Origin of the sequence: Streptomyces sp. NBRC 110611 (assembly GCF_001590865.1) — a bacterium.
In the GTDB taxonomy this organism is placed as follows: domain Bacteria; phylum Actinomycetota; class Actinomycetes; order Streptomycetales; family Streptomycetaceae; genus Streptomyces.
The window spans coordinates 221,017-242,831 of sequence record NZ_BBUY01000008.1 but is presented as its reverse complement, the minus strand read 5'-3'; the positions used below and the strand labels follow the sequence as shown (position 1 = coordinate 242,831).

The 21,815-nt window shown below is 71.3% G+C and carries 21 protein-coding genes; 8 read left to right on the top strand and 13 right to left on the bottom strand.

Translation table 11 applies throughout. From position 1 onward, the window contains the following. Positions 1–161 precede the first annotated feature (161 nt). Positions 162–1,001: a helix-turn-helix domain-containing protein gene (locus tag AZE13_RS19685; protein ID WP_066933447.1), complete on the top strand. Its 840-nt coding sequence runs from the start codon at positions 162–164 to the stop codon at positions 999–1,001. Next, the gene (locus AZE13_RS19680) at positions 998–1,201 is read left to right on the top strand and encodes a DUF397 domain-containing protein (RefSeq protein WP_066933276.1); all 204 of its coding nucleotides are present in this window, start codon (positions 998–1,000) and stop codon (positions 1,199–1,201) included. Before AZE13_RS19685 ends, AZE13_RS19680 begins: the two co-directional genes overlap by 4 nt. 74 nt (positions 1,202–1,275) lie before the next feature. Here AZE13_RS19680 and AZE13_RS19675 read toward each other — a convergent pair whose 3' ends face one another. Next, positions 1,276–2,526 (bottom strand): M6 family metalloprotease domain-containing protein, encoded by a 1,251-nt coding sequence (locus AZE13_RS19675; RefSeq protein WP_079124160.1) that lies wholly within the window; start codon positions 2,524–2,526, stop codon positions 1,276–1,278. A gap of 234 nt (positions 2,527–2,760) precedes the next feature. Here AZE13_RS19675 and AZE13_RS19670 point away from each other — a divergent pair, with 234 nt between their 5' ends. Together AZE13_RS19670 and AZE13_RS19665 are read left to right on the top strand one after the other, a co-directional pair. After that, complete coding sequence (locus tag AZE13_RS19670) at positions 2,761–3,483, top strand: TetR/AcrR family transcriptional regulator (RefSeq protein ID WP_066933270.1); 723 nt, start codon at positions 2,761–2,763, stop codon at positions 3,481–3,483. Positions 3,484–3,609: 126 nt separating this feature from the next. Continuing rightward, entirely contained in the window at positions 3,610–5,148 is a 1,539-nt protein-coding gene (locus AZE13_RS19665; RefSeq protein WP_066933268.1) for an MFS transporter, read from the top strand. Positions 5,149–5,249: 101 nt separating this feature from the next. Here AZE13_RS19665 and AZE13_RS19660 read toward each other — a convergent pair whose 3' ends face one another. The 5 genes from AZE13_RS19660 to AZE13_RS19640 all read right to left on the bottom strand — a co-directional run bounded on the left by AZE13_RS19660 (position 5,250) and on the right by AZE13_RS19640 (position 8,914). Then, on the bottom strand, positions 5,250–5,747 hold the full coding sequence (locus AZE13_RS19660) for a MarR family winged helix-turn-helix transcriptional regulator (protein ID WP_066933265.1): 498 nt from the start codon (positions 5,745–5,747) through the stop codon (positions 5,250–5,252). Between the two features lie 186 nt (positions 5,748–5,933). Then, entirely contained in the window at positions 5,934–7,004 is a 1,071-nt protein-coding gene (locus AZE13_RS19655; RefSeq protein WP_066933261.1) for a questin oxidase family protein, read from the bottom strand. A 486-nt stretch (positions 7,005–7,490) separates the two neighbouring features. Continuing rightward, positions 7,491–7,913, bottom strand: a complete 423-nt coding sequence (locus tag AZE13_RS19650; RefSeq protein WP_066933258.1) for a PPOX class F420-dependent oxidoreductase — start codon at positions 7,911–7,913, stop codon at positions 7,491–7,493. Between the two features lie 105 nt (positions 7,914–8,018). Next, the gene (locus tag AZE13_RS19645; protein WP_066933255.1) at positions 8,019–8,576 is read right to left on the bottom strand and encodes a hypothetical protein; all 558 of its coding nucleotides are present in this window, start codon (positions 8,574–8,576) and stop codon (positions 8,019–8,021) included. Positions 8,577–8,767: 191 nt separating this feature from the next. Next, complete coding sequence (locus AZE13_RS19640) at positions 8,768–8,914, bottom strand: GNAT family N-acetyltransferase (protein ID WP_398780173.1); 147 nt, start codon at positions 8,912–8,914, stop codon at positions 8,768–8,770. Between the two features lie 292 nt (positions 8,915–9,206). Here AZE13_RS19640 and AZE13_RS19635 point away from each other — a divergent pair, with 292 nt between their 5' ends. Next, the gene (locus tag AZE13_RS19635; RefSeq protein ID WP_066933252.1) at positions 9,207–10,208 is read left to right on the top strand and encodes an RNA polymerase sigma factor RpoD/SigA; all 1,002 of its coding nucleotides are present in this window, start codon (positions 9,207–9,209) and stop codon (positions 10,206–10,208) included. 120 nt (positions 10,209–10,328) lie between these two features. Here AZE13_RS19635 and AZE13_RS19630 read toward each other — a convergent pair whose 3' ends face one another. Continuing rightward, positions 10,329–11,660: an Ig-like domain-containing protein gene (locus tag AZE13_RS19630; RefSeq protein ID WP_079124159.1), complete on the bottom strand. Its 1,332-nt coding sequence runs from the start codon at positions 11,658–11,660 to the stop codon at positions 10,329–10,331. Positions 11,661–11,755: 95 nt separating this feature from the next. Next, on the bottom strand, positions 11,756–12,961 hold the full coding sequence (locus AZE13_RS19625) for a CaiB/BaiF CoA transferase family protein (RefSeq protein WP_066933250.1): 1,206 nt from the start codon (positions 12,959–12,961) through the stop codon (positions 11,756–11,758). Between the two features lie 304 nt (positions 12,962–13,265). Between AZE13_RS19625 and AZE13_RS19620 the strand changes: the two genes are divergently transcribed. Continuing rightward, positions 13,266–13,586: a hypothetical protein gene (locus tag AZE13_RS19620; RefSeq protein WP_066933248.1), complete on the top strand. Its 321-nt coding sequence runs from the start codon at positions 13,266–13,268 to the stop codon at positions 13,584–13,586. Between the two features lie 92 nt (positions 13,587–13,678). Here AZE13_RS19620 and AZE13_RS19615 read toward each other — a convergent pair whose 3' ends face one another. Then, positions 13,679–14,320 carry a Yip1 family protein gene (locus AZE13_RS19615; protein ID WP_220127584.1) on the bottom strand — a complete coding sequence of 214 codons (642 nt, stop codon included), beginning with the start codon at positions 14,318–14,320 and terminating at the stop codon, positions 13,679–13,681. A 116-nt stretch (positions 14,321–14,436) separates the two neighbouring features. Here AZE13_RS19615 and AZE13_RS19610 point away from each other — a divergent pair, with 116 nt between their 5' ends. After that, on the top strand, positions 14,437–15,153 hold the full coding sequence (locus tag AZE13_RS19610; protein WP_066933245.1) for a VIT family protein: 717 nt from the start codon (positions 14,437–14,439) through the stop codon (positions 15,151–15,153). A 65-nt stretch (positions 15,154–15,218) separates the two neighbouring features. Here AZE13_RS19610 and AZE13_RS19605 read toward each other — a convergent pair whose 3' ends face one another. The 4 genes from AZE13_RS19605 to AZE13_RS19590 all read right to left on the bottom strand — a co-directional run bounded on the left by AZE13_RS19605 (position 15,219) and on the right by AZE13_RS19590 (position 20,131). Further along, positions 15,219–16,376 (bottom strand): P1 family peptidase, encoded by a 1,158-nt coding sequence (locus tag AZE13_RS19605; protein ID WP_066933242.1) that lies wholly within the window; start codon positions 16,374–16,376, stop codon positions 15,219–15,221. Further along, positions 16,369–17,193 (bottom strand): L,D-transpeptidase family protein, encoded by an 825-nt coding sequence (locus AZE13_RS19600; protein ID WP_066933240.1) that lies wholly within the window; start codon positions 17,191–17,193, stop codon positions 16,369–16,371. The genes AZE13_RS19605 and AZE13_RS19600 overlap by 8 nt, the downstream gene beginning before the upstream one ends. Before the next feature lie 514 nt (positions 17,194–17,707). After that, positions 17,708–18,865 (bottom strand): low temperature requirement protein A, encoded by a 1,158-nt coding sequence (locus tag AZE13_RS19595; protein WP_066933237.1) that lies wholly within the window; start codon positions 18,863–18,865, stop codon positions 17,708–17,710. A gap of 234 nt (positions 18,866–19,099) precedes the next feature. Beyond that, positions 19,100–20,131, bottom strand: a complete 1,032-nt coding sequence (locus tag AZE13_RS19590) for a methyltransferase (protein WP_066933234.1) — start codon at positions 20,129–20,131, stop codon at positions 19,100–19,102. 279 nt (positions 20,132–20,410) lie between these two features. On the opposite strand from AZE13_RS19590, the gene AZE13_RS19585 reads away from it, so the two are divergent. Then, complete coding sequence (locus AZE13_RS19585) at positions 20,411–21,814, top strand: amidohydrolase (RefSeq protein WP_079124157.1); 1,404 nt, start codon at positions 20,411–20,413, stop codon at positions 21,812–21,814. Position 21,815 lies beyond the last annotated feature (1 nt).

Genomic DNA, 21,815 nt, shown 5'->3' with positions numbered 1-21,815 from the left:
CTCCAGCAGCACCGCCAGCCGCTCTCGAACGACTGTCGCCGTCCGTACCGCCTTCACCGCCATAGTCATGCACCCCACTCTCTGTAGTGAAACGGCTACCGGGTGCCCTCAGCGTGGCCTACAGTCGAGCCGTCTTCAACGTTTCAGAAAAGGAGGGCATGTTGGTAAACCTGAAGGAGCTGAACCCGGAAGCCTCGCCCCGGGCGGCCTTCGGGGCGCGTCTGCGCAGTGCGCGTGATGCGCGGGGGTGGAAGCAGGACGAGTTGGCCGAGCGGGTGGGCTACTCGGGCAGGCATATTTCGGCAGTCGAAACCGGCCGCAAACCGCCAACTTACCGTTTCTCGCGGGCCGTGGACGTTGCGTTCGGGCTAACTGGGACCACAGAGTCGTTCGAGCGCGCATGGGGGGAGATTCGCAACGGCAGTCTGCTGGAAGGGTTCCCGGAGTACCTGGGGCAGGAGGCCCGCGCGGCAGAGATCCGGCTGTTCGAGGTAGGTGCGATCCCCGGGCTGCTCCAGACGCCGGAGTACGCCAGAGCCATGGAAGAGGGCAACGTGAAGCGGGGCACTCTCAGCCCCGAACAGGCGGATGAACGCGTTACGTTCCTGGTGGAACGGCAAGCGGCTTTGGTGCGGCGCAATCCGCCCGTGGTGATCGTGGTCTTGGACGAGAGCTGTATCCGACGGCCGATCGGAGGTGCCGAGGTCATGGACCGCCAGTTGGCTCACCTGATCGAGTTCGCTGACCAGCCGGACACCGCACTCCAGTTGGCCCCCTATGTCATAGGCGAGCGCCGCCCGTTCAACCGGCTGGTGAATCTGCTGACCCTGCCCGACCGCTCCGTCATGTCCTATGTCGAGTCCGAGACCAACGGGCACTTGGACAGGGAGATCACATCCGTACTGCCGTTGGTGAGGGCCTACCATCAACTACAGGCCGCAGCGCTTTCCCAGGCGGAATCAGTGGCCATGATCGAGCAGGTACGAAAGGGCACCCTGTGACGACCGACTCCCTCCCCCTCACCTGGTTCAAGTCCTCCTACAGCGGCAACGGTGGTTCCTGCGTCGAGGTCGCCGCCAATGTTCCCGGCGTCGTTCCCGTCCGTGACTCCAAGGACCCGCACGGCCCTGCGCTGGCCTTCCCGGCGTCTGCCTGGTCGTCGTTCGTCGATGCAGTCAAGGGCGTGAAGTTCCCTGTCTGAGCCGCCGATGACGAAGGCGCCCCCACGACCGGCATGGCCGGAGGTGGGGGCGCTGTTGTGTCAACGGCTACAGCTCAGGTGCGGGCCGGGGTCACTCGTATCCGGTAGGTGCCGTCCTGGTTCTCGGTGAGGACCGTGACCGCCGCGCCGCTGGGGTCGGTGTAGGTCTCGCCCGTGCGGAAGGTGGCGTCGGTCAGTTCCGAATGGACGTATGCGTCATCCGGGTAGCAGCCGCCGCTGTGCGGGGTGGCGTCCACGATGCGGAGCGGGCCGTGGCCGGAGCGGACATCGGCGGCGACGCGGTAGAGCAGGACGCCGGGGCGGCAGACCGCGGGATCGAGCAGGCCGCGGGTCCGGGCCTCGGCCACCAGGGCGGTGTGCGGCGAGGTCGGCATCACGACGATCTTGGTGCCGCCGGGGCTGGAGACCGGGGTGAGCGTGTGTTCGCCGGGTGTCCCGTGGCGTGGTGCGCAGTGCACCTGGTCGGCGGAGAGCCAGCCGAGCTTCCACTTGTGCCAGCCGAGGAAGTCGTTGCTGGGGCCCCAGTCCTCGTCCATCGGGTCCCAGTGGCCCACGAGGGGCGGGGTGTGGGTGTGGCGGGCGTCGGAGTAGTAGAGGTCGGGCAGGCCGAAGCTGTGCGCGTTCTCGTGGTTGAGGACGCGGAAGGCGCTCGGTCCGGCTTGCCGGCTCCAGATGAACGATGCATTCCGGAACGGCACCCCGTCGGCGGTCGGCAGCCCCATGTCGCCTCCGCTGAAGGTGACCGAGAGGACCGTACTCGTGGCGGGCGGGCCCGCGTTCGGTGTGGCGATGACGTTGACGACGTCGTAGTCGCGGAAGTCGACGATCGGGTCGACGGCGCGGACGACCTCCCGGGACAGTGCGTGGTAGCCGCTCTCCGAGGCCGGGTCGAAGTCGGCGCCGCGCGTGATGCCGTACGCCGCGAGCGGCCGCGGCATGCGTATCCACCGGAACAGCGGTATCGGCCGGTAGCTCAGCCTGCCGTACGAGCTGTCGCGGAAGAAGTCGGTGACGGCCGGGAAGAACTCGGCGAAGCGGGCACTGGGCGACATCGTGGCGGGCGCGTCCGGGAAGTCGACGAAGAGCGTCAGTGCCCGTACGGGGCCGGAGGAGCGGGCGAAGCCGTCCGGGGTGTCGGCGGATTCGCCGACGTCGTCGGCGATGCCGCGCAGGGCGCAGGGGCCGCTGGGGCGGACGCCGGGCGCCGTGGGTATGGCCACGGCGCTGGGTGGTGAGCCCAGGGCTATCGCCGCGGTCGCGGTGGCCGCGGCTCCCGCCAGCACCGCGGAAACCTTGTGCTTCATACCACCCACTCTGGGGCGCCGGATGGCCGCTGGCGCGCGGGGTTACATCCACCGGAGTCACGGGGCCACCCGGGACCCGCCCAGGGGCTGACTTCGGGGGTGTGGCGCAGGTCACGGGCGGCCCGGGAAATAACCGGGGAGGTGTTCCCCGTTTCACCACACGTCCGGCAGATCCGGGAAGTCCATCGCCCACCGAATCATCGCCCATCGACCATCGGGAGGAGGGAGAGCCGTATGGCCACCGTCGCCGCCTGCGCGGAATCCGGTAAGGAAAAGGCCGGCAAGGAGGGGAAGCCGCCCCGCCTGCGGGCCGATGCGCTGCGCAACCGGGAACGGATCATCGCGGCCGCCCGCGAGACGATGGTCGAGTCCGGGGCCGATGTCCCCCTCGATGAAATCGCTCGACGCGCGGGGGTCGGCAATGCGACGCTCTATCGTCACTTTCCGGATCGCCTGGAGCTGATCCACCACGTCACGCTCTCCGTCATGTCCCGTACAGCGGACCGCGCGGAGCGCGCCCTTGCCGAGGAGTCCGATGCCTTCCAAGCGCTGAGGCGCTTCGCCCACGACGCGGTGGCGGAGCGCATCGGGGCGCTGTGTCCGCTGCTCTCCGACGGCGTCGACCGCGACCACCCGGATCTGGTCGCGGCGCGTGAGCGCCTGGAGGGGGCCGTGGCGGCCCTCATGGGCGCCGCGCGTGACAGCGGCCGACTGCGTACCGACATCGACGTCGGGGACCTGATGGTCGCGATCACCCAGCTCACCCGGCCGCTTCCCGGATGGGGAGCTGCCCAGGTGGAGCCCGGGGGTGCGTGTCCGGGGTTCGACATGTTCGTGCACCGGCATCTGCAACTGTTCCTGGACGGTCTGCAGACGCCCGCCCGTTCCGAACTTCCCGGCTCCGCCGCGACCTTGGCGGACCTGAGGCGTCGCGCGCGCAACGCCCGTCCTGAATAGCTCCTGCGTCCCGAACCACTCGCCTGCCCCGAACCACGCCTCGCTCCTTCCGTCCCGAACCACGCCTCGCTCCCGAACCACTCGTCCCGTTCTTCGCTCACTTCGCACCACTAGGCGGATCCCCCCATGCCCGAAACGGCCACATACGTCGATCCCCGGCGCTGGAAAGCGCTGATATTCATCGCTCTCGCCCAGCTGATGGTCGTCCTCGACGCGACCATCGTGAACATCGCGCTGCCCTCCGCCCAGGCGGATCTCGGCATCACCGACGCCAACCGGCAGTGGGTGATCACCGCCTACGCGCTGGCCTTCGGCGGTCTGCTGCTCTTCGGCGGCCGGGTCGCCGACCTGTGGGGGCGGAAGCGCACCTTCATCGTCGGACTCGCCGGTTTCGCGATCGCCTCCGGACTCGGCGGGATCGCGGCCAACGAGGGAGTGCTGCTGGGCGCCCGCGCGCTGCAGGGCGTCTTCGGCGCGCTGCTGGCGCCGTCCGCGCTGTCCCTGCTGGCGGTGACGTTCACCGAGGCGAAGGAGCGCGCCAAGGCGTTCGGCATCTTCGGTGCGATCGCCGGTGGCGGCAGCGCGGTGGGCCTGACCCTCGGCGGCCTGCTGACCGAGTACCTGGACTGGCGCTGGACCTTCTTCGTCAACATCCCGTTCGCCGTGGTCGCCGCGGTCGGCGCCCTGCTGGTCATCCGCGAGCCCGCGGGGAGCCGTAACCGCTCCCGGCTGGACCTCCCCGGCGTCGTCCTGGCCACGCTGGGCCTGGTGTCGCTGGTGTACGGGTTCACCCGCGCCGAGTCCGACGGCTGGCTGGCCGGTCCGACGCTCGGGCTGTTCATCGCGGCCGTCGTGCTGCTGCTGGCGTTCGTGCTGGTCGAGTCCAAGGTGAAGGCCCCGCTGCTGCCGCTGCGGGTGGTCGCCGAGCGCAACCGTGCCGGTGTCTATGTCTCGCTCGGCCTGGCCGTGATCGGCATGTTCGGTCTCTTCCTCTTCCTGACCTACTACCTCCAGATCGTAAAGGGCTACACGCCGGTCGAGACCGGTCTGGCGTTCCTCCCGATGGTCGCCGCCATGATCACCGGCTCGACGCAGATCGGTGCCCGGCTGATGACCCGGATCCGGCCGCGGCTGCTGATGGCTCCCGGCTTCGTGCTCGCCGCCCTCGGCATGCTGGTGCTGACGCAGATCGACCTGGACACCTCGTACCCCGCGCTGATCCTGCCCGGGTTCCTGCTGATGGGCCTCGGTATGGGTACCGCGTTCATGCCGGCCATGTCGCTCGCCACGCACGGGGTCCAGCCGCGGGACGCCGGTGTCGCCTCCGCGATGGTCAACACGTCACAGCAGGTGGGCGGTGCGATCGGTACCGCGCTGCTGAACACCATCGCGGCCAGCGCCACCACGGCGTACGCCACCTCGCACGCGGCCGGCGCCCGCTCGGCGGACCTGCTCAAGCTCCAGTCGATGGTGCACGGCTACACCGCCGCCATCTGGTGGGCGGTCGGCATCCTGCTGCTGGCCGGCGTGATCGCCTTCACCCTCGTCAACACCGGACGGCCGGGTGGCGGTTCGCCGACGGCCTCTTCGGAGGACGGCGCGGGCACGGCCGACGGGGCGCCCCGGGGCGAGGACGAGGTCCACGTCCCCGTGATGGCGCACTGACCTGATCCCGTAGGCCCTGATCCCGTAGGTGCTGATCCCGTAGACCCTGATCCCGTAGGCGCCGGCCTCTTCCGGCTCCGCTCAGAGACCGGCCGTGGCCGTCAGCGGAGCCAGGGGAGGTCGGCGCCGCGCGGTTGCAGGCCTTCGGTCATCACTCGGCAGATCTCGGCCAGTTGGCCGACCTGCTCCGGGGAGAGCCGATCGAAGATCGCGGCCCGGACGGCGGCGACGTGTCCGGGCGCGGCCTTCTCCAGCACCCGCATCCCCTCGTCCGTGAGGTGCGCGTTCTGCCCCCGCTTGTCGGACGGGCAGCTCTCGCGGCGGACCCAGCCGTTCTTCTCCAGGCGGGCGATCGCGTGCGAGAGCCGGGAGCGGGTGATCTTGGCGTTCTGGGCCAGCTCGGTCATCCGCATCCGGCGTCGTGGTGCGCGGGACAACTGGACGAGCAGCCCGTAATAGACATGCGGCATCCCGGCGTCGCGCTGCAGCTGACGGTCGAGGTGATCCTCCAGGAGCGTGGTGGCGTGGAGGTAGCACTGCCAGGCGTATTGCTCCTCGTCGGTGAGCCAGCGCGGCTCGGCTGCGGGTTTGTTGCTCATACCATCCACTCTCTCACCGCTCAGAGAGCTCTTTAACTTTTGACGACATCGGGAGGGGCTGAAACTCGACGCCTCCGGCCCATGTCCGGGCTCATGGCGATCACGTCGGGGCCCATGGCGCGGATCATGCCGGGCCATCCCGTGCCAGGGCCCACGTCGAGCCCGTGTCCTCCGGGGGGCAGGCCCTCAGGCGCCTTCCTCGATCAGCTGGACGGCGTTGAGCGCAGCCGACACGGCACGGGTGCGGGTCTCGTCGTCGCCGGACGACGCCACGTCCAGTGCGGTGTCCGCGAACTTGATCACATGCTCGTCACCGTGGGCGACCGCCCGCTCGAAGATCTCCTCAGGGGTGACCGACGAGGCGGAGGCGTCCGGAGCCGGGCGGCGCGGCGTGCCGGCCGCGAAGATGGCGGTGACCGCCGAGGTCGCGGCCCAGGCCGCCGCGAAGGAGCCCGCCCACAGCTCCCGGGGGAGCGCGGGCAGCGTGCGCAGGACCGCGTTCGGCGCGGTGGCGGCGTGCACCAGCATGACGGCGTTCCCGTGGCCGTAGTCGGCGTAGTTGAGGGTGGCGGCCCGTACGAGCGCGGTCAGCCCCTCGCGTGCGGCCTCGGGATCCTCGGGGACGTGCAGCGCCTCGGTGGCGCTCAACCAGCCCGGTGTGTGCGGAAGTTGGCCGTATCCCTGCAGTACCGAAACCTCTCGGCGGGCGATGCGGGGGAGCGCGGCCAGCGCCTCGGCCGGGGTGGCGTGGCCGGCGGGGTGCACGGGGACGGGCAGGGCCAGGTGGCGGGCGGCCCAGTAGCCGAGCGCATGCGCCAACTCCGCGACCCGCGCCGCCTCTTCCCCTCCTCCTTCCCCTTCCAGGATGCCGCGGACGGCATGCCCCAGCCGGATGACGGTGTGGGTGGCGGCACCGGCGATGCCGGGCAGCAGGCGCGGCCACCATGCGGCCAGGACCTCACGCCAGGGGCGCTCGCCGAGCAGCTCGGCGAAGTACGTGGTCCAGTCGGTGACCCGGCCGGGATCACCCAGCGCCTCCCGCCAGTTGGCGTCCGTGATCCGTGCGCGGGCCCTCGGTACGTCCTCGAGCTTGCTCTCGTACGAGTCGAGCCAGCGGTGGACGGTGCGGGCCTGGCCGTTGCGGACCATGGCTTCGACCGCCATCGGGCCATGATTGGCCAGAAAGCCCTGGAATTCGGGGCCGGAGAGGTGCAGGCGCTGTAAGGCCTCATCGAGTGTTCCGCTCGCCGTATTCATGCCCCCGAGGCTAGGTCGCCCCATACCGCCCCGGAACGGGCTTCCGTCCTACGCCGCGTACACCGAAGGTCGTAGGGCCGGTCCGCTGCGCTTGGCCTGCTTCCCACGTTTTTGGCTTTCTCGCCGTTCCGCTGCGCTTGGCTGCCCTCCCACGTTGTTGGCTTTCTCGCCGTGGCGCCTGGCGGCGGGCTGTTTTCCGCTGCGCGGGGCTGTACGTCACGGGTGCGCCCCTCCGGACTGGCGTCCTGCGGTGCGCCCCCTACCGTGGGTGGGAAACGACCGGTGGGGGTGACCGTAACCCTGTACGTGTCCGCAGTGGACCCCTCGCGTACGCCCCCACTCACCGTCTTTCCTCCCCCTCACGGGAGGGGCCGCTCCGCAGGACGGCAGTCCGGAGGAGCGGACCCGCACCCGACAAACCCACGCCCGCCGCAGGCGCCACGGCGAAACGGAAGGTACGGCGCCGCAGACGACAACGTGGGAAGGTCAGCCAAGCGCAGCGTCCGGTTCGAGGTGCCAGCTGATGATCCGGCGAGGGTGGATGCGGATCACGTCGTTGCTGAAGAAGTCGGGGTACATCGGCGGTGCGTCGAGGGTCAGCAGTTCGGCGCGGCCGCGGATCTCCACCCCGCGGCCCCAGCCGGGTGCGACCGGGTCGTCGGCCGGCGCTATGTCGTCCACAAGGAGGGAGACTTCGGGACGGGCCTGGGCGTTGCGGTATTTCTGGCTGCGGCTCAGTGCGGGGCCGCCGATGTCGATGGTGCCGTCGTCGTTCAGGACGAAGCCGACGGGGCGGACCTGCGGTCCGCCGCCCGGGCCGGTGGTTGCCAGGCGGGCCAGTGGCTGCCCGGCGAGGTATGCGCGTTCCGTGGGTGTGAAGACGGGTGGTGTGTCCGGAGTGGCGGTCATGCCTTCGAAGCTAGGACCTCGATCGCGCTTGAGGTCAAGGAGCCGCGATCGGGGTGCACGGTGTGAGGACGGACGTGTGTGGCTGCCACCGCGGCGCGGCGGGCCTCAGCGGGTGGGGAGGGCTCGGTGGGTGCCCGGGGGGAGGAAGCGGCGCTCGTGGGGGCGGTGTTCGCCGTGGGGTTCGCGGACGCGGTGCGTGCGGAAGATGTAGAGGGCGGTGACGAGCATGACCGCGCCCAGGGCGAAGCCGAAGCCGGAGGACTTGAGGACGGTCTCTCCGCCGAGGCTGTAGTTCCAGCCCACCGCCGCGCCGAAGAGCGCGCCGTACGCGATCGCCCGGGTCTCGGTGAGCATGGTCCTCTGGAAGTGCACCACGACGAGCCCCAGGGCGCCGGTGACCACGGCTGCGGCCACGCCGTAGAGGAGGGCGGGGCCGCCCTTCATGCCGGCGGCGTGTGCGCGGAAGATCGTGAAGCAGCCGAAGGCGAGCGCCGCGATGATCGGCAGGGACACGGTCGGCGGGACGCGTCCGGCCATGGCGGCCAGGCGGGAGGTCTGCTCGGGGGGCCGGTCGCCGGTCTCCGGCGTCGCGCCGTGTTCGGTCTCGACCGTGCCGTGTGAGCCGGCGGCCCTGCCGCCGTGCCGGCGGGCGTGCTGGTCCATGGCGGGCTCCTCTCGCTTGCCCTTCCCCCGCCCTTCCATCCAGGCGACACCCGGGGGCCGGGCGCGTCAACTGGATCAGGGGCGGGGTCCGGACGCGGCGCGTGTGTGGGGGTGAGGGGCGCGTTGCCGGGCTCGGGCGCGGGCTGGGCAACCAGAAGGCGGTGGGGACCGTCTTCTGGGTGGGAGAGCAACTACGGGCGACGCTGCTCGGCGGTGAAGGGCTCCGTGTCGAAGGTGATGCAGGTCTCACGGATGTAGCTGTGGTGAAGATCCGTAAGGGCCTGGAGGTCTGCTTCGACGGCCGCTCTGACCTGCACTTCCCCGTGCTCGACCGGCATGCGACCTCCTCTGCGAGGGGGCAGGGTACTGCATGATCAGAAAAATATCGGAGCCGCGTGGGAATTCTGTCCGGATTCCAGCCGTTGTTTCCATCGGACGGGCCACTCGGCAAGCATCGCAGTCGATGTGCGGTGGATACACGGTGGGTGCACAGCCATCGCAGTCGGTGCACCGCCGTGGACGCACGGTCATCGATGCCGCCACCGGCCCGCCCACCGTCCCGCGACCTTCCCCGGGCTCTCGGCTTCGTTCGAGCAGGGGAGACCCCAACATCGCAAAGGGAGCACACGCATGGCAACCCGTGCCGTCGCCCGTCGCCAGGAAAGCACCAGCGATTCTGACGGGGCCAACAGTGTTCGCGCCGTAGGCGGGGAGATCGCCGACCGCGACCTGGTCGGCATGTACCTCGACGAGATCGCGCGTACGCCCCTGCTCGACGCCGCCAAGGAGGTCGAGCTGTCCCAGACCATCGAGGCGGGCGTCTACGCCCAGCAGATCCTGGACGGCGAGGTCGCCGACGGCAACGCCGCAGGTGCCAGCCGTGAGGAGCTCGAGGCGCTGGCCGCGGAGAGCGCCAAGGCCAAGGACGTCTTCATCCGCTCCAACCTCCGGCTCGTCGTCGCCGTCGCCCGGCGCTATCCGCGTGCCGGTCTGCCCCTGCTGGACCTGATCCAGGAGGGCAACGCCGGTCTGGTGCGTGCGGTGGAGAAGTTCGACTACACCAAGGGCTTCAAGTTCTCCACGTACGCGACGTGGTGGATCCGCCAGGCCATCACCCGCTCCATCGCCGACCAGTCGCGCACGATCCGGCTGCCCGTGCATCTCGTCGAGGAGCTGGGCCGGATCCGCCGGGTGCAGCGCGAGTTCAACCGCGAGAACGGCCGCGACCCGGAGCCGGAGGAGGTCGCGAGCGAGCTGGGCTCCACGCCCGCCCGCGTCACCGACGTCCTGGACTGGGCGCGCGACCCGGTGAGCCTCAACATGTCCGTGGACGACGACGGCGACACCCAGTTCGGCGATCTGCTGGAGGACACCTCCGCGGCCTCGCCCGAGCAGTCCGTGCTCACGCTGCTGCGCAGCGAGGAGCTGGAGGATCTGATCGACCGCCTCGACCACCGCACCGCCTCGATCATCAAGGCCCGCTACGGCATCGAGGACGGCCGCGAGCGCACCCTGACCGAGGTCGGCAAGCAGCACGGCCTGACCCGTGAGCGGATCCGGCAGATCGAGAAGCATGCGCTGCTGGAGCTGAAGCGGATGGCGCGCGACACGGGGTTCGACGAGGCCGCCTGACCGCCTGACCGCCTGAGCCTCGTCGACCCGTAAGTCGATGAACAGGGCGGTGGCCCGGTCCCTTCCGGAAGGGACCGGGCCACCGCCCTGTTCACGCTCGCGCCGTCATACGGGGACGGGTCAGGCCGCGCTGCCGGCCTTCCAGTCCGCCCACGACAGGTTCCAGCCGTTGAGGCCGTTGTCCGGCTGGATGGTCTTGTCGTGCGAGTTCTTGACTATGACGACATCGCCGACGAGCGTCTCGTCGAAGAACCACTTGCCCGGGGTGTCGCCACCGCCGCCCTTGTTGTCGCGCAGGCCGACGCAGCCATGGCTGGTGCCGGCGTTGCCGAAGATCGACGGGTCGCCCCAGTAGTTGCCGTGGATGAAGGTGCCCGAGTTCGACAGCCGCATGGCGTGCGGGACGTCCTTGATGTCGTACTCACCGCCGAAGCCGACCGTCGAGCCGTCCATACGGGTCTGCTTGAACTTCTCCGAGATCACCATCTGGCCGTTGTAGGTCGGGTGCTCGGAGCTGCCGCCGGAGATCGGGATGGACTTGTACGTCTTGCCGTCCCGCTCGACCGTCATCATCTGGGTCTTCATGTCGACCGTGGAGACCTGCGAGCGGCCGATCGTGAAGGACACCGTCTTGGACTGCACGCCGGTGATGCCGTCGCCGCCCTTCACCCCGTCCAGGTCGATCTTCATGGTGACCTTGGAGCCGGCCTTCCAGTAGTCCTTCGGCCGGAAGTCCAGGCGCTGGGAGCCGAACCAGTGGCCGACGATCTCCTGGCCGCCGTCGGAGGTCACCGTGATGTGGGACTGGACGTCCTTCTTGTTGGTGATGGACTTGTCGAAGTTGAAGGACACCGGCATGCCGACGCCGACCTTCGCGCCGTTGTCCGGGGTGTACGTCCCGATGAAGCTGTTCGCCGAGGAGACCGTCGTGAAGGTGACGTTCTCGGTGGCCGCGCGCCCCTTGGCGTCCTTGGCGTTCGCCACGACCTTGTACTTGGTGCCGCGCTCCAGCTGGGCGCCGGGCTTCCAGGACGTGCCGTCGGCAGATATGGCGCCTTCCACGGCGGCGCCGGTGCCGGCGACGGTGAGCTTGACGTCGGTCAACTTGCCGCCGGTGACTTTCACACCGGTGTCATTGATGCTGGCGTCGGTGGCGCCGTTCTTGGCGGAGACCGTGATCTTCGCTTCCGAGGCGTCCTTCTTGGCCGCGGCGTCCGCACCGGCCTGGCCGTTCTTGCCGTCGTCGGCGCCACCGGCCGACGCGTCGCCGCCGCAGGCGGACAGCGCCAGCGCACCCGCCGCGAACAGGGCGGTCACGGTCAGCGTCCGGCGCGCCCGTCGGGCACGGCGCGGCGCGCCCGGAGCCTGCTGCCCGGCCGCCTGGAGGAGCTGGTGCGGGGTGCGGGACCGAGCGGCCACGGAGTTGTCCGGCGATGTCACGAGCTGCTCCATACGGGGGTGTTGTGTGGTTCGTTGTCTGATTCCGTGCTGGTAAACAGCGCGAGCGGGCGAGTTTGGTTGCGGCCGGGGTTGCGTTGTGACGAACGTCACATTCGCGGCGGCAGGGGGTGGTTGGCCGGTCCCGACAGCCAGGTTCGCAGCAGGGCGCCGTCCTCGTCCAGGCGGGGTGGCGCCGAGGGCGGGCGCACCGGTGTCCCCGAGAGCCGGAGCGGGCTGGCGACCTGTGGGATCCGGCCCTCGCCGACGAGTGCCACGGGGTCGAGCCCGAGTCGTTCGGCCAGCTTCAGTGCCTCGGAGAGGGTATTGACCGGGCCGCACGGGACGGAGGCGGCGGTCAGCCGCTCCGCCCAGCGCCCCGGGGTGTCGGCGGCCAGCAGCTCCTCCAGTGCCTTTATCAGGTCCGTACGGTTCCTCACCCGGTCCTGATTCCGGGCGAACCGGGCATCCGACGCAAGTTCCGGCGCCCCCAGCGTCTCGGTCAGCATCCGGAATTGGCGGTCGTTGCCCACCGCCACCGCGAGCAGCTGCCCGTCCCGGCAGGCCAGTGTCTCGTACGGGGCGATGCTCGGGTGGCGGTTGCCCATCGGGCCCGGGTCCCGGCCGGTGGCCAGGTGCCCGGACGCCTGGTTGACCAGTGAACCCAGTAGGGACGAGAGCAGGTTCACCTCCACGAGCTGGCCCCGGCCGGTGCGGTCGCGGTGCCGCAGCGCGGCGAGGATGCCGGTCGTGGCGTCCTTCGCGGTCAGCACGTCCACCAGCGCGACCCCTGCCTTGAGCGGGGTGCCGCCCGGTTCGCCGGTGATGCTCATCAGCCCTCCGACGGCCTGCACGACGAAGTCGTAACCGGGCAGCCGGGCGCCCGGGCCGGAGCCGAAGCCGGTGATGGTGCAGTGCACCAGGCCCGGGTTGGCGGCGCGGGTGGCGGTGGGGTCCAGGCCGTACTTGGCCAGTGAGCCGGGGCGGAAGTTCTCGATCAGGACATCGGCCCGGCGAGCCAACTCGCGGGCCGCGGCCGCGTCGTCCGGGTCGCCGAGGTCCAGGGCCAGGCCGCGCTTGGAGCGGTTGGCGGCGTCGAAGTACGCGGCGGTCCCCTCCGCGGCGAACGGCGGGCCCCAGGCGCGGGTGTCGTCGCCGGTGCCCGGCCGCTCCACCTTGATGACCTCGGCGCCCAGGTCGGCGAGCGTCGCGGCGGCCAGCGGGCCGGCCAGTACCCGGCTGAAGTCGGCGACGAGAACGCCGTCCAGGGCGGTGGGCTGTGGCTGAGGTTGGGGACCGGGGTGTGGCTGCGGCACGTGTGTCTCCTCATGTCGCGGGCGGTGTGCCGACATCGTCAAAGGACGCCTTCGCCGGCGGAAGCGTCCGCACCGGCCAACAGGGCCGGGCATACCCCGCCCTGTTGGCCTCTTGGGGAGCGGCCTCGGGTGGCTCTTGTGGCACAGCCGCGCGGTGTTCGGAGGTGTTCACATCGGAAATGAGGGGAAATGTCATAGGAGATGCGTCACTTCAGGACTTTAGTCCCAGAATCCTCTGTTGCCGGGCCTGAAGTGTGGTGTCTACTGGCTTCAGCCCAGCGCCTCATCCCTCCGGGAGGACCGCATGCTCCCCTCTGTATCGATTCTGCAGCAGATCGGCCTCGGCGTACTTCTCACGGTGGCCGTTGTCTGGGCCGTCGTACTCGTCAGACTGCTGCGATACGGGCGATACGAGACGGCCATGCGGCGGGACCGACGGGAGATGCGGGCCCGCTACACGGAGCGGGGGCGCGGCCCGGAGGAAGTGCCCGCAGTACCGGAGCTGCTCGGCACGGTGCCACGGCAGACCGGCCCGGCCGGGCCGCCGGCGGAGTGTGTACAGCTGACGGCCGAGGAACGGGAGGCGTTCGAGGGCCTCGTGCGGCAGCTGACCAGCCGGAGCTGACCAGCCGAGCTGACGCCACACCACCCGCGCCGGTGCCCCGCCGCACCCCGGTCGCACCCGGTCGCACCCGGTCGTACCCGTTCGCAGTGCACTCAGCGCATCGGGCCCAGCTTCAGCAGCGCCAGTGCGGCCAGCATCTGCACCGACACCGTCGCCGCGGACTTCACTGTCGACAGGTGGTGCTGGCCCCGTATGAGCAGCACCGCGAGGACGTAACCGAACCCCCAGGTCGTCCAGGTCGCGGCCTGTACGAAGGTGGCGTCCGTCGGCAGCCAGGCGGCGATCGCCAGCCGCGGCAGGTCCGTCACCCAGAAGAGCACGATGAACAGGCTCGCGGTCGGCGCGAAGCGGCCGTTGCCGCCCAGCGTGCGGGCTATCGCATGGGTGACCGCACCCAGCGCGAGGCTGGCGGCGAGCACCCCTGCCTCGGCCAGTCCGACGAGCTGCAGGGCCGCGCCGTGGTCGACCGCCCACTGGGTGTGGAAGGCGTCCGCCGAGACCACGCCGACGCCGCCGCTGATCAAGGAGAGCAGTACGGCCGCGCTCCACGCACTGCGGTCCCGCGCCTCGTCCATGACGTCCACCGGCCGGTACCAGAGCCCGAAGATCAGCCGGTGCCACCACAGCCGACGGCGCGGTGCGGGTCCGCGGGGCGCCCGCCGGACGAGAGTGGGCGGGGGCTGCGGCGAAGGCTGGGACGGGGAGGGGGACGGGGACGGGGGCGGTGCGGGCATATGGCTGTTTCTACCACCGGCCACACCGGGGCGGGGCGTGGGCGTCGGACGGGGGAACGCTCACGTCACGGTCGCGTCGGGAGGTCCGTGACCGGCCGGGATGAGACGCTCTGGCCGTGACTGCGCGGACACCGGACCACGACGAGGCACACGGCGGCGCGCTCGGCAGCCGGCTCAACTGGCTGCGGGCCGCGGTCCTCGGCGCCAACGACGGCATCGTCTCCACCGCCGGCCTGGTCGTCGGGGTCGCCGGCGCGACCGGCGACCGTGGCACCTTGCTGACGGCGGGTCTGGCCGGACTGCTGGCCGGGTCGATGTCGATGGCGGCCGGTGAGTACGTATCGGTCTCCACCCAGCGCGATGCGGAACGGGCCGCGCTGGCCAAGGAGAAGCGGGAGCTGGCCACCGAACCGCAGGCGGAACTCACCGAGCTCACCGAGTTGTTGGCCGGCAAGGGCCTGGAGCCGCAGCTCGCCCGGGAGGTCGCCGAGCAGCTGACCCGGCATGACGCCCTGCGCGCCCACGCCGAGGTCGAGCTGGGCATCAATCCCGATGAACTCACCCAGCCCTGGCACGCGGCCGGCGCCAGCTTCCTGGCCTTCACGGCCGGCGCACTGCTGCCGCTGCTGGCGATCGTGCTGCTGCCCGCCGGGCACCGGCTGTGGATCACGGCGGCCGCGGTGCTCGGTGCGCTGGCGCTGTGCGGCTGGGCCAGCGCCCGGCTGGGTGCCGCGCCGGAGCGGCCGGCGGTGCTGCGGAACATGGGCGGCGGGGCGCTGGCCATGGCGGTCACCTTCGCGGCCGGATCGGCGCTCGGGGCGATGGGGGTCTGAGGGCGGCCGTCAGGCCCCGTGGCGTCGGGGCACGGAGATCCGTCAGGAGGTCCGTCGGAAGCGCCCTACGACTCGCCGTACAGCTCCCGGTAGGACGGAAAGACGCCGCCCGGTCCGTCCACCGTCTCCGCCGCCAGGGCGGCCCGTACCACGGCGCGGGTCAGGGTGTCGGCACCGGCGGCCAGGATGCCGTTCAGGGCGGCGGCCTCCGCGTGCACCCCGAATACGGGCTCGGCGAGAGCCTCTTCGGAGGGTCCGGACGCGCCGGAGGCGAGCGGGCGGGTGGCGGTGGACAGGGCGAAGACCGTGTCGCCGTCGGAGAGGAGATGGACCGGCCGTATGGCGCGGGCCAGGCCGTCGTGGGCGGTGCCGGCGAGCTTGCGGGCCTGGGCGCGGGTGAGGGCGGCGTCGGTGGCGACCACCGCGAGGGTGGTGTTGAGCGGTGGGTGCGCGGTGGCGGCCGAGCGGGCCCGCGAGGCCTCCCTGGCCGCGGCGAGCCGGCGTACCGCCGCGGCGTGGACGTCCGGGGGCGGGAGGGAGACGGGGCGGCCTTCGAACCAGCGGCCGTAGAGGGCGCCGGTACGGGGGTCGGCGAACGAGCCCGCGGCGTTGACGGCCGCGAGAGCGGCGACGGTGGTGCCGTCGGGGAGGACCGTACTCGCGGTGCCGATACCGCCCTTGATGCCGCCGGCCACCGCTCCGGTGCCGGCGCCCGTGTTGCCCTCGGCGACCGGGGCGCCGGGGCCGGTGGCCGCCGCCGCTTCGGCCGCGGCACGGCCCAGCGCGGCGTCCGGGCGGGCCCGCCAGTCGCCCCCGCGGCCCAGGTCGAAGAGGGCGGCGGCCGGGACGACGGGCACGACCTGCGCGGGGCCGGGCCCCACCCGGAAGCCGCGCCCGTGGTCCTCCAGCCAGCCGACGACACCGGACGCGGCATCGAGGCCGAACGCGCTGCCGCCGGTCAGCACCACGGCTTCGACGCGGGGGACGAGGTTGCGCGGGTCCAGCGCGTCGGTCTCCCGGGTGCCGGGGCCACCGCCCCGTATATCGACGGCCGCGACGGCGCCGCCCTCGGGGGCGAGCACGACGGTGGTGCCGGTCAGCGCGCCGTCGCCGGTCCGCCGGGCATGGCCGACCCGGAGGCCGGGGACGTCGGTCAGCGCGTCCCGGGGCCCCGTGGGGAGCGCCGGCCCGTCAGTGGTGGAGAGCGCCGGCCCGTCAGTGATGGGTCGGTCCCATCACGACAACCGGGTGCAGGCTGGGGTCGAGGGTGCGCAGGAGCTCCCGCATGGCCTTGGGCTTGAGGCTCACACAGCCCTGCGTGGGGCCGTCGTGGTCGACGTGCAGCCAGACCCCGCCGCCCTTGGCGTCGCCCAGGGGGCGCTGCGGGTCCAGGGGGGAGGTGCCCTCTTCCCGGTTGTAGTTGATGGCGATGACGTAGTCGAAGGCGCCGGCCAGCGGCTCGCCCTCCACGCCGGTGCCGTCCGCGACGAACCGGTCGTTGCGGTCGTACGGGAGCTTGGTGCCGTCGGGGGCGGACAGCCGGCCGCCGGCGTCGGTGAGGGTGTAGACGCCGATGGGGGAGCGCAGGTCGCCGTAGTGGTGGTCGTCGGTCCAGCCGTGCGCGGCGTTGTGCGCCGACCAGGTGGGGCCGGCCTCCCAGGCGTGCGAGCCGTCCTTACGGGTGTACAGGACGACCCGGGACTGGAAGGAGTCCATGTCCTGGCCGGTGACGACGAGCACCTGCCGGGCGTTGGCCGGTATCCGCTTGCGGGTGGCGTCGCTCAGACCGGGAATCGTGCCGTTCGGTGTGGCGTTCGGGGCGGATTTCGCGGCGACGGCGGGATCACGTGGCGTGTCCGGGCCGGAAGCGGTCCGGGACGTGGTGCTCTTGGCGTCGGCCAGGTTTTCGTGATCGTCACCCGACGCCGGCCACGCCCACAGGGCGGTACCGACGAGTGTGGAGAGGGCGAGACCTCCCACGGCCTTGCTGCGCCGGGACAGTCTCGTCCGCGTGCGGGAGGACTGAGCGTGGCGGGCCATGGCTGGCGTCTCCTCAGGTACGGACGGTGGTCGGCCTCAGGGGCTTCCCGGGGGAGACCCCCTGCCAGGGAAATCTCTGGTGCCTGCCAGGGACCTCTCTGGCGCGGGAACTTCTTGCAGGGGAGTTCCTTGCAGGGGAGTTCCCTGTCATAAAAAGGGCAATCTGCACCCTACCGCGTCTGCGTCAGCGCGCCTCCGGTGGCCAAGGTGAACCGTGGGGAACAGGAGCACGAAGCTCGGATAAGCAGCGTCCATTGGTGGGTAATTGGCGGGGAATGGGGAGTGGCTCCGGGCGCGGCTGTGCTGGTGACGGGCCTTTTTCGGCCGATGCGGAAGATGGCTGAATCTGATCCGGGATCAGGGCGGCATCCGTGGCAGTACGGCTGTTCGACACGCCTGTGGGGGACGGTGTGGGCCGTATGCCACAGGCGTCGGAGGGGAGGCGTGGAGGACGTCCGGGGGCGTGCGGGGGGGGGATCCGGGGGACGTGCGGAGGCGCGGCCTCCACCGTCCGTTACTCCGCCGGCGCGGGGCCCTGACGGGCCGTGAGAGTGACGCCGGCCGCCACCGTGGCGGCCGCCACCAGACCGGCCGAGAGGACCGCCCACCGGCCGGCGGCGGTGCACGCCAGGATCAGCACCGACGACACCGGCAGCACCAGCTGCTGGGCCGCCCCCCGCTTCCGGTGCCGGGAGTGGATCAGCCACACCGTGAACATGAACAGCGCACCCGGCACGGTCACGCAGGCCGCCGCCTCGTACACCGTCAGATGTGCCTTGCCGGACGCCTGCTCCACGGCGATCTCGATACCCGCGCCGATCGCGGCCGCCGAGCCGAACACCAGGTAGTGGCCGTAGCCCCACAGGAACGCCTGACGGTTCGAGCGCAGGTGGAGGTGGATCGGCACCGCGAAGTAGATCCAGTACGCGGCGAACACCAGCAGCAGCCCGCCGGCCGCGATCGGCAGCAGGGTGCCCAGCTCGTCGTTGTCGTCCAGCGCCGACTGCACCGCCACGGTGGCCGCCGCGATCGTCTCGCCGAGCACGATGATGGTGAACAGGCCGTAGCGCTCGGCGATGTGATGTGGATGCCACGCCGTCTGGCGCTGCCGTTCGGCCAGCGCCGGAACGGACAGCTCCGCCACCCCCACCACCAGGAACACCCAGGTCAGCACGGTCTCGGGCAGGAGCAGCAGACCCAGCCAGCCGGCCTGGCACACCGTCACTCCCAAGGCGTAACGCAGCGCGGTGCGCCGCTCGGCCCCCCGGCTGCCGTGGGCGGCCCTCAGCCACTGGGAGACCAGCGCCAGCCGCATCACCAGATAGCCGAACCAGACGACGCCGAAGTCGCTGTGCTCGAACGCCCGCGGCACGCCGGCGGCCAGGATCAGCACCCCGGCGATCTGGACCAGCGTCACCACCCGGTAGAGCCAGTCATCGGTGTCGTACGCCGACGCGAACCAACTGAAGTTCATCCAGGCCCACCACACGGCGAAAAAAACCATCAGGTAGCCGGGGATGCCGTGCCCCCAGTGGCCCTCGGCCAGCGCGTGTGCCAGCTGGCGGCCGGCCTGGGCGACCGCCACGACGAAGCACAGGTCGAAGAAGAGCTCCAGCGGGGTGGCGGCGCGGTGCTGCTCGTCGCGTCGGCGGGCCTGCATGAGGACCGGCACGGCGGCTCCTCTCGTCGGCCGGGGCGGCCTGGGCGGCCGGACCAGTAGAGCTCAGTAGAGCGCGGGCCGGTGGTGCCGCGCATGAGGGGAGCCGGGTGCGGCGTGTCGTGTCGGGCCGCCCGCCGACCGGGTGGCCGTGGGGTGTGGTCCGTCGGGGTGGCCAGCCGGTGGCCGGTTGGTGGTCGAGGTCGGTGGCCGGTAGTTATTCGGCGACTGGTGGTCGGAGGTCGGTGGCTACTCGGCGACGGCCTCGACGATGGAGGGACAGGCGGCGGTCGGCAGCACCCGCGTCAGCCGGAACCCGCCCGCCGACAGCAGCGTCGCGAACTCGTCCGCGGTGCGCTCCCGCCCGTCCACCACCGCCATCATCGCCACGTCCATGGTCTTGCCGAAGTGCGGGGCGTTCCCCGGAGGCAGTACCGATTCGATGACCAGCAGCCGTCTGCCGGCCGCCATCGCCGCCCGGCAGGTCCGCAGAATGCGCCGGCAGGCGTCATCCGGCCAGTCGTGCAGGACGTGCTTGAGGACGTAGACATCGCCGCCCTCCGGTACGGACGTGAAGAAGTCGCCCTCCTGGGCGCGCCAGCGGCCCTTCAGCTCGTCGCCGTCCAGGAGGTGATGGGCCAGCGGCGGCGCCTGGTCGAAGAGCACCCCGGTCAGCTGCGGGTGGCGGCGCAGGGCGGCGCGCAGCAGCCCGCCGCGGCCGCCGCCGACGTCCACGACCGTGCCGGTCTCGGGGAACGGGTACACGGTCGCCACCGCCTCGTCCGCCGGCGCGGACAGCGACGCCATCCCGTCGTCGAAGAGCCGCCGGGCGGCCGGGTCCGTCAGCAGGTGCTCGAAGAGGGGCGCCCCGAAGATCCGCTCGAAGGACGCCCCGTCGTGCCGTACGGCCTCGGGCATGGCGGCCGAGGTCCGCAGGAACAGCTCGTCGGTCATCATCAGCACGGCGGAGTGCAGCGAATCGGGAACATCGGTACGGAGCGGCTGGGCGGCCGGTGTCAGCTGGTAGGCGCCGGTGGTGTCCTCCCGGAAGATGCCGCGGGTGGCGAGGTAGCGCAGCACACGGCGTAGCTGCGGGGCGTGGGTATCGGTGGCGATGGCCAGCTGCTCGACGGTGCGCGGGCCCTCGGAGAGGTGGTCGGCGATGCGGTAATGGGCGGCGGTGCGCAAGGCGGCGGCGAAGACATGCCCCAGCGCCTGGTCCACCAGGTGCGCCGTGATGTCCTGGGGATCGCCGGTCGGACGGTGGGGTGAGGTGGCCAACGTCAGCCTCCGGTCGTGTACTTGGGCCTGCTGCTCCCGGTCGCAGGCGGGTGATCCACGGTTGCAGCCGCGGGCTCCGGTGTCACGATGATTGAGGAGGGCAACCGACAAGTCCGGCCAGCGGGACGGGCGTTACGGAGAGAGCGGCTCCGGCGCGCCCAGGTGGCGCCGGTCTCCCGCAGGGGGGCCGGCGGGGGTGGCCAACACAGTGGCGAACAGAGTGGCCAATAGGGGCCGGGGCGTTCGATGCCGACGGGTGCTTCATGGTCGAATGCGCAGATGAGCGACAGTGACAGTGACAAGAACGGGAAGGCCGACTCGGCAGGCACGACGGCAGACGCGGTAGGCGCGGCAGGTACGGCGGGCGCGGCAGGCTCGACACGTACCGGAGGCGCGGCGGGCACGGCGGGCACGCCGGACGGAGACGTTTCGGCGGACGTCGCCACCGTCCTCGCCCCGCTCGACGACCGCCGCCTCGACGACCTCGTGGCCCTCTACAAGGACCTGCACCGCCACCCCGAACTCGGCTTCCAGGAGACCCGTACCGCCGCCGAGGCCGCCCGCCGGCTGACCGAGTACGGATACGAGGTCACCACCGGCATCGCCCGCACCGGCGTCGTCGGCGTACTCCGCAACGGCCCGGGCCCGACGGTCCTGCTGCGCGCCGACATGGACGCACTACCGGTCACCGAGGAATCCGGCCTGGACTACGCCTCCACGGTCCCCGGCCGGATGCACGCCTGCGGCCACGACGTCCACGTCACCTGCCTGCTGGGCGCCGCCGAGCTGCTCGCCGCCGCGCGCGACCGCTGGTCCGGCACGCTGATCGCCCTCTTCCAGCCCGCCGAGGAGGCCGGCAGCGGAGCCCGCGCCATGCTCGACGCCGGCCTCTACAGCAAGGACCTGGTCCCCACGCCCGATGTGGTGCTGGCCCAGCACGTCGCCCCGTTCGGCGCCGGGCTGATCGCGTACTGCCCGCGCGCCTGCATGGCGGCCGCCGACAGCCTGAAGATCACCTTCCACGGCAGCGGCGGCCATGGCTCGCGCCCCGAGACCACCGTCGACCCGATCCTCATGGCGGCGTCCTTCGTGCAGCGGGTGCAGTCCGTCGTGGCCCGCGAGGTCGCACCCAAGGACCGGGTGGTGGTCACCGTCGGCTCCTTCCACGCCGGGGACAGCGCCAATGTCATCCCCGACCGGGCCGTCGTACGGCTGAGCATCCGTACCTTCGACGAGACCGTCCGCACCGCCGTACTCGCCGCGATCGACCGCATCGCCCGCGCCGAGGCCACCGCCTCCGGCGCCGACCGTGCCCCCGAGACGGACGTCCTCGACTCCTTCCCCGTCACCGTCAACGACGATGACACCCTGCGGCAGGTCAACGCGGAGTTCACCCGGTTCTTCGGCGAACCGCGCCTGTTCGCGTACGAGCCGGCCACCGGCAGCGAGGACGCCGGCCTCCTGGCGACCGCCGCCGGAGCGCCCCTCTACTACTGGTGGCTGGGCGGCTGGGACCCCGACGCCTTCCATACCGCGCTGGCCGCCGGCCGCCTGGCCCAGGACATCCCCTCCAACCACTCCCCGCAGTTCGTGCCGGTGGTCCGGCCGACCCTGACCATGGGGGTGGAGGCCCTGACGGCAGCGGCCCTCAACCAGCTGGCCGGCCCTGACCGTTCCCGCTGAC

Coding starts and splice junctions, on each gene's coding strand:
- AZE13_RS19635 (WP_066933252.1), top strand. CDS start 9,207: ATGGCAACCCGTGCCGTCGCCCGTCGCCAGGAAAGCACCAGCGATTCT.
- AZE13_RS19630 (WP_079124159.1), bottom strand. CDS start 11,660: ATGGAGCAGCTCGTGACATCGCCGGACAACTCCGTGGCCGCTCGGTCC.
- AZE13_RS19645 (WP_066933255.1), bottom strand. CDS start 8,576: ATGGACCAGCACGCCCGCCGGCACGGCGGCAGGGCCGCCGGCTCACAC.
- AZE13_RS19615 (WP_220127584.1), bottom strand. CDS start 14,320: ATGCCCGCACCGCCCCCGTCCCCGTCCCCCTCCCCGTCCCAGCCTTCG.
- AZE13_RS19670 (WP_066933270.1), top strand. CDS start 2,761: ATGGCCACCGTCGCCGCCTGCGCGGAATCCGGTAAGGAAAAGGCCGGC.
- AZE13_RS19600 (WP_066933240.1), bottom strand. CDS start 17,193: ATGGCCCGCCACGCTCAGTCCTCCCGCACGCGGACGAGACTGTCCCGG.
- AZE13_RS19585 (WP_079124157.1), top strand. CDS start 20,411: ATGAGCGACAGTGACAGTGACAAGAACGGGAAGGCCGACTCGGCAGGC.
- AZE13_RS19655 (WP_066933261.1), bottom strand. CDS start 7,004: ATGAATACGGCGAGCGGAACACTCGATGAGGCCTTACAGCGCCTGCAC.
- AZE13_RS19620 (WP_066933248.1), top strand. CDS start 13,266: ATGCTCCCCTCTGTATCGATTCTGCAGCAGATCGGCCTCGGCGTACTT.
- AZE13_RS19665 (WP_066933268.1), top strand. CDS start 3,610: ATGCCCGAAACGGCCACATACGTCGATCCCCGGCGCTGGAAAGCGCTG.
- AZE13_RS19640 (WP_398780173.1), bottom strand. CDS start 8,914: ATGCCGGTCGAGCACGGGGAAGTGCAGGTCAGAGCGGCCGTCGAAGCA.
- AZE13_RS19660 (WP_066933265.1), bottom strand. CDS start 5,747: ATGAGCAACAAACCCGCAGCCGAGCCGCGCTGGCTCACCGACGAGGAG.
- AZE13_RS19650 (WP_066933258.1), bottom strand. CDS start 7,913: ATGACCGCCACTCCGGACACACCACCCGTCTTCACACCCACGGAACGC.
- AZE13_RS19675 (WP_079124160.1), bottom strand. CDS start 2,526: ATGAAGCACAAGGTTTCCGCGGTGCTGGCGGGAGCCGCGGCCACCGCG.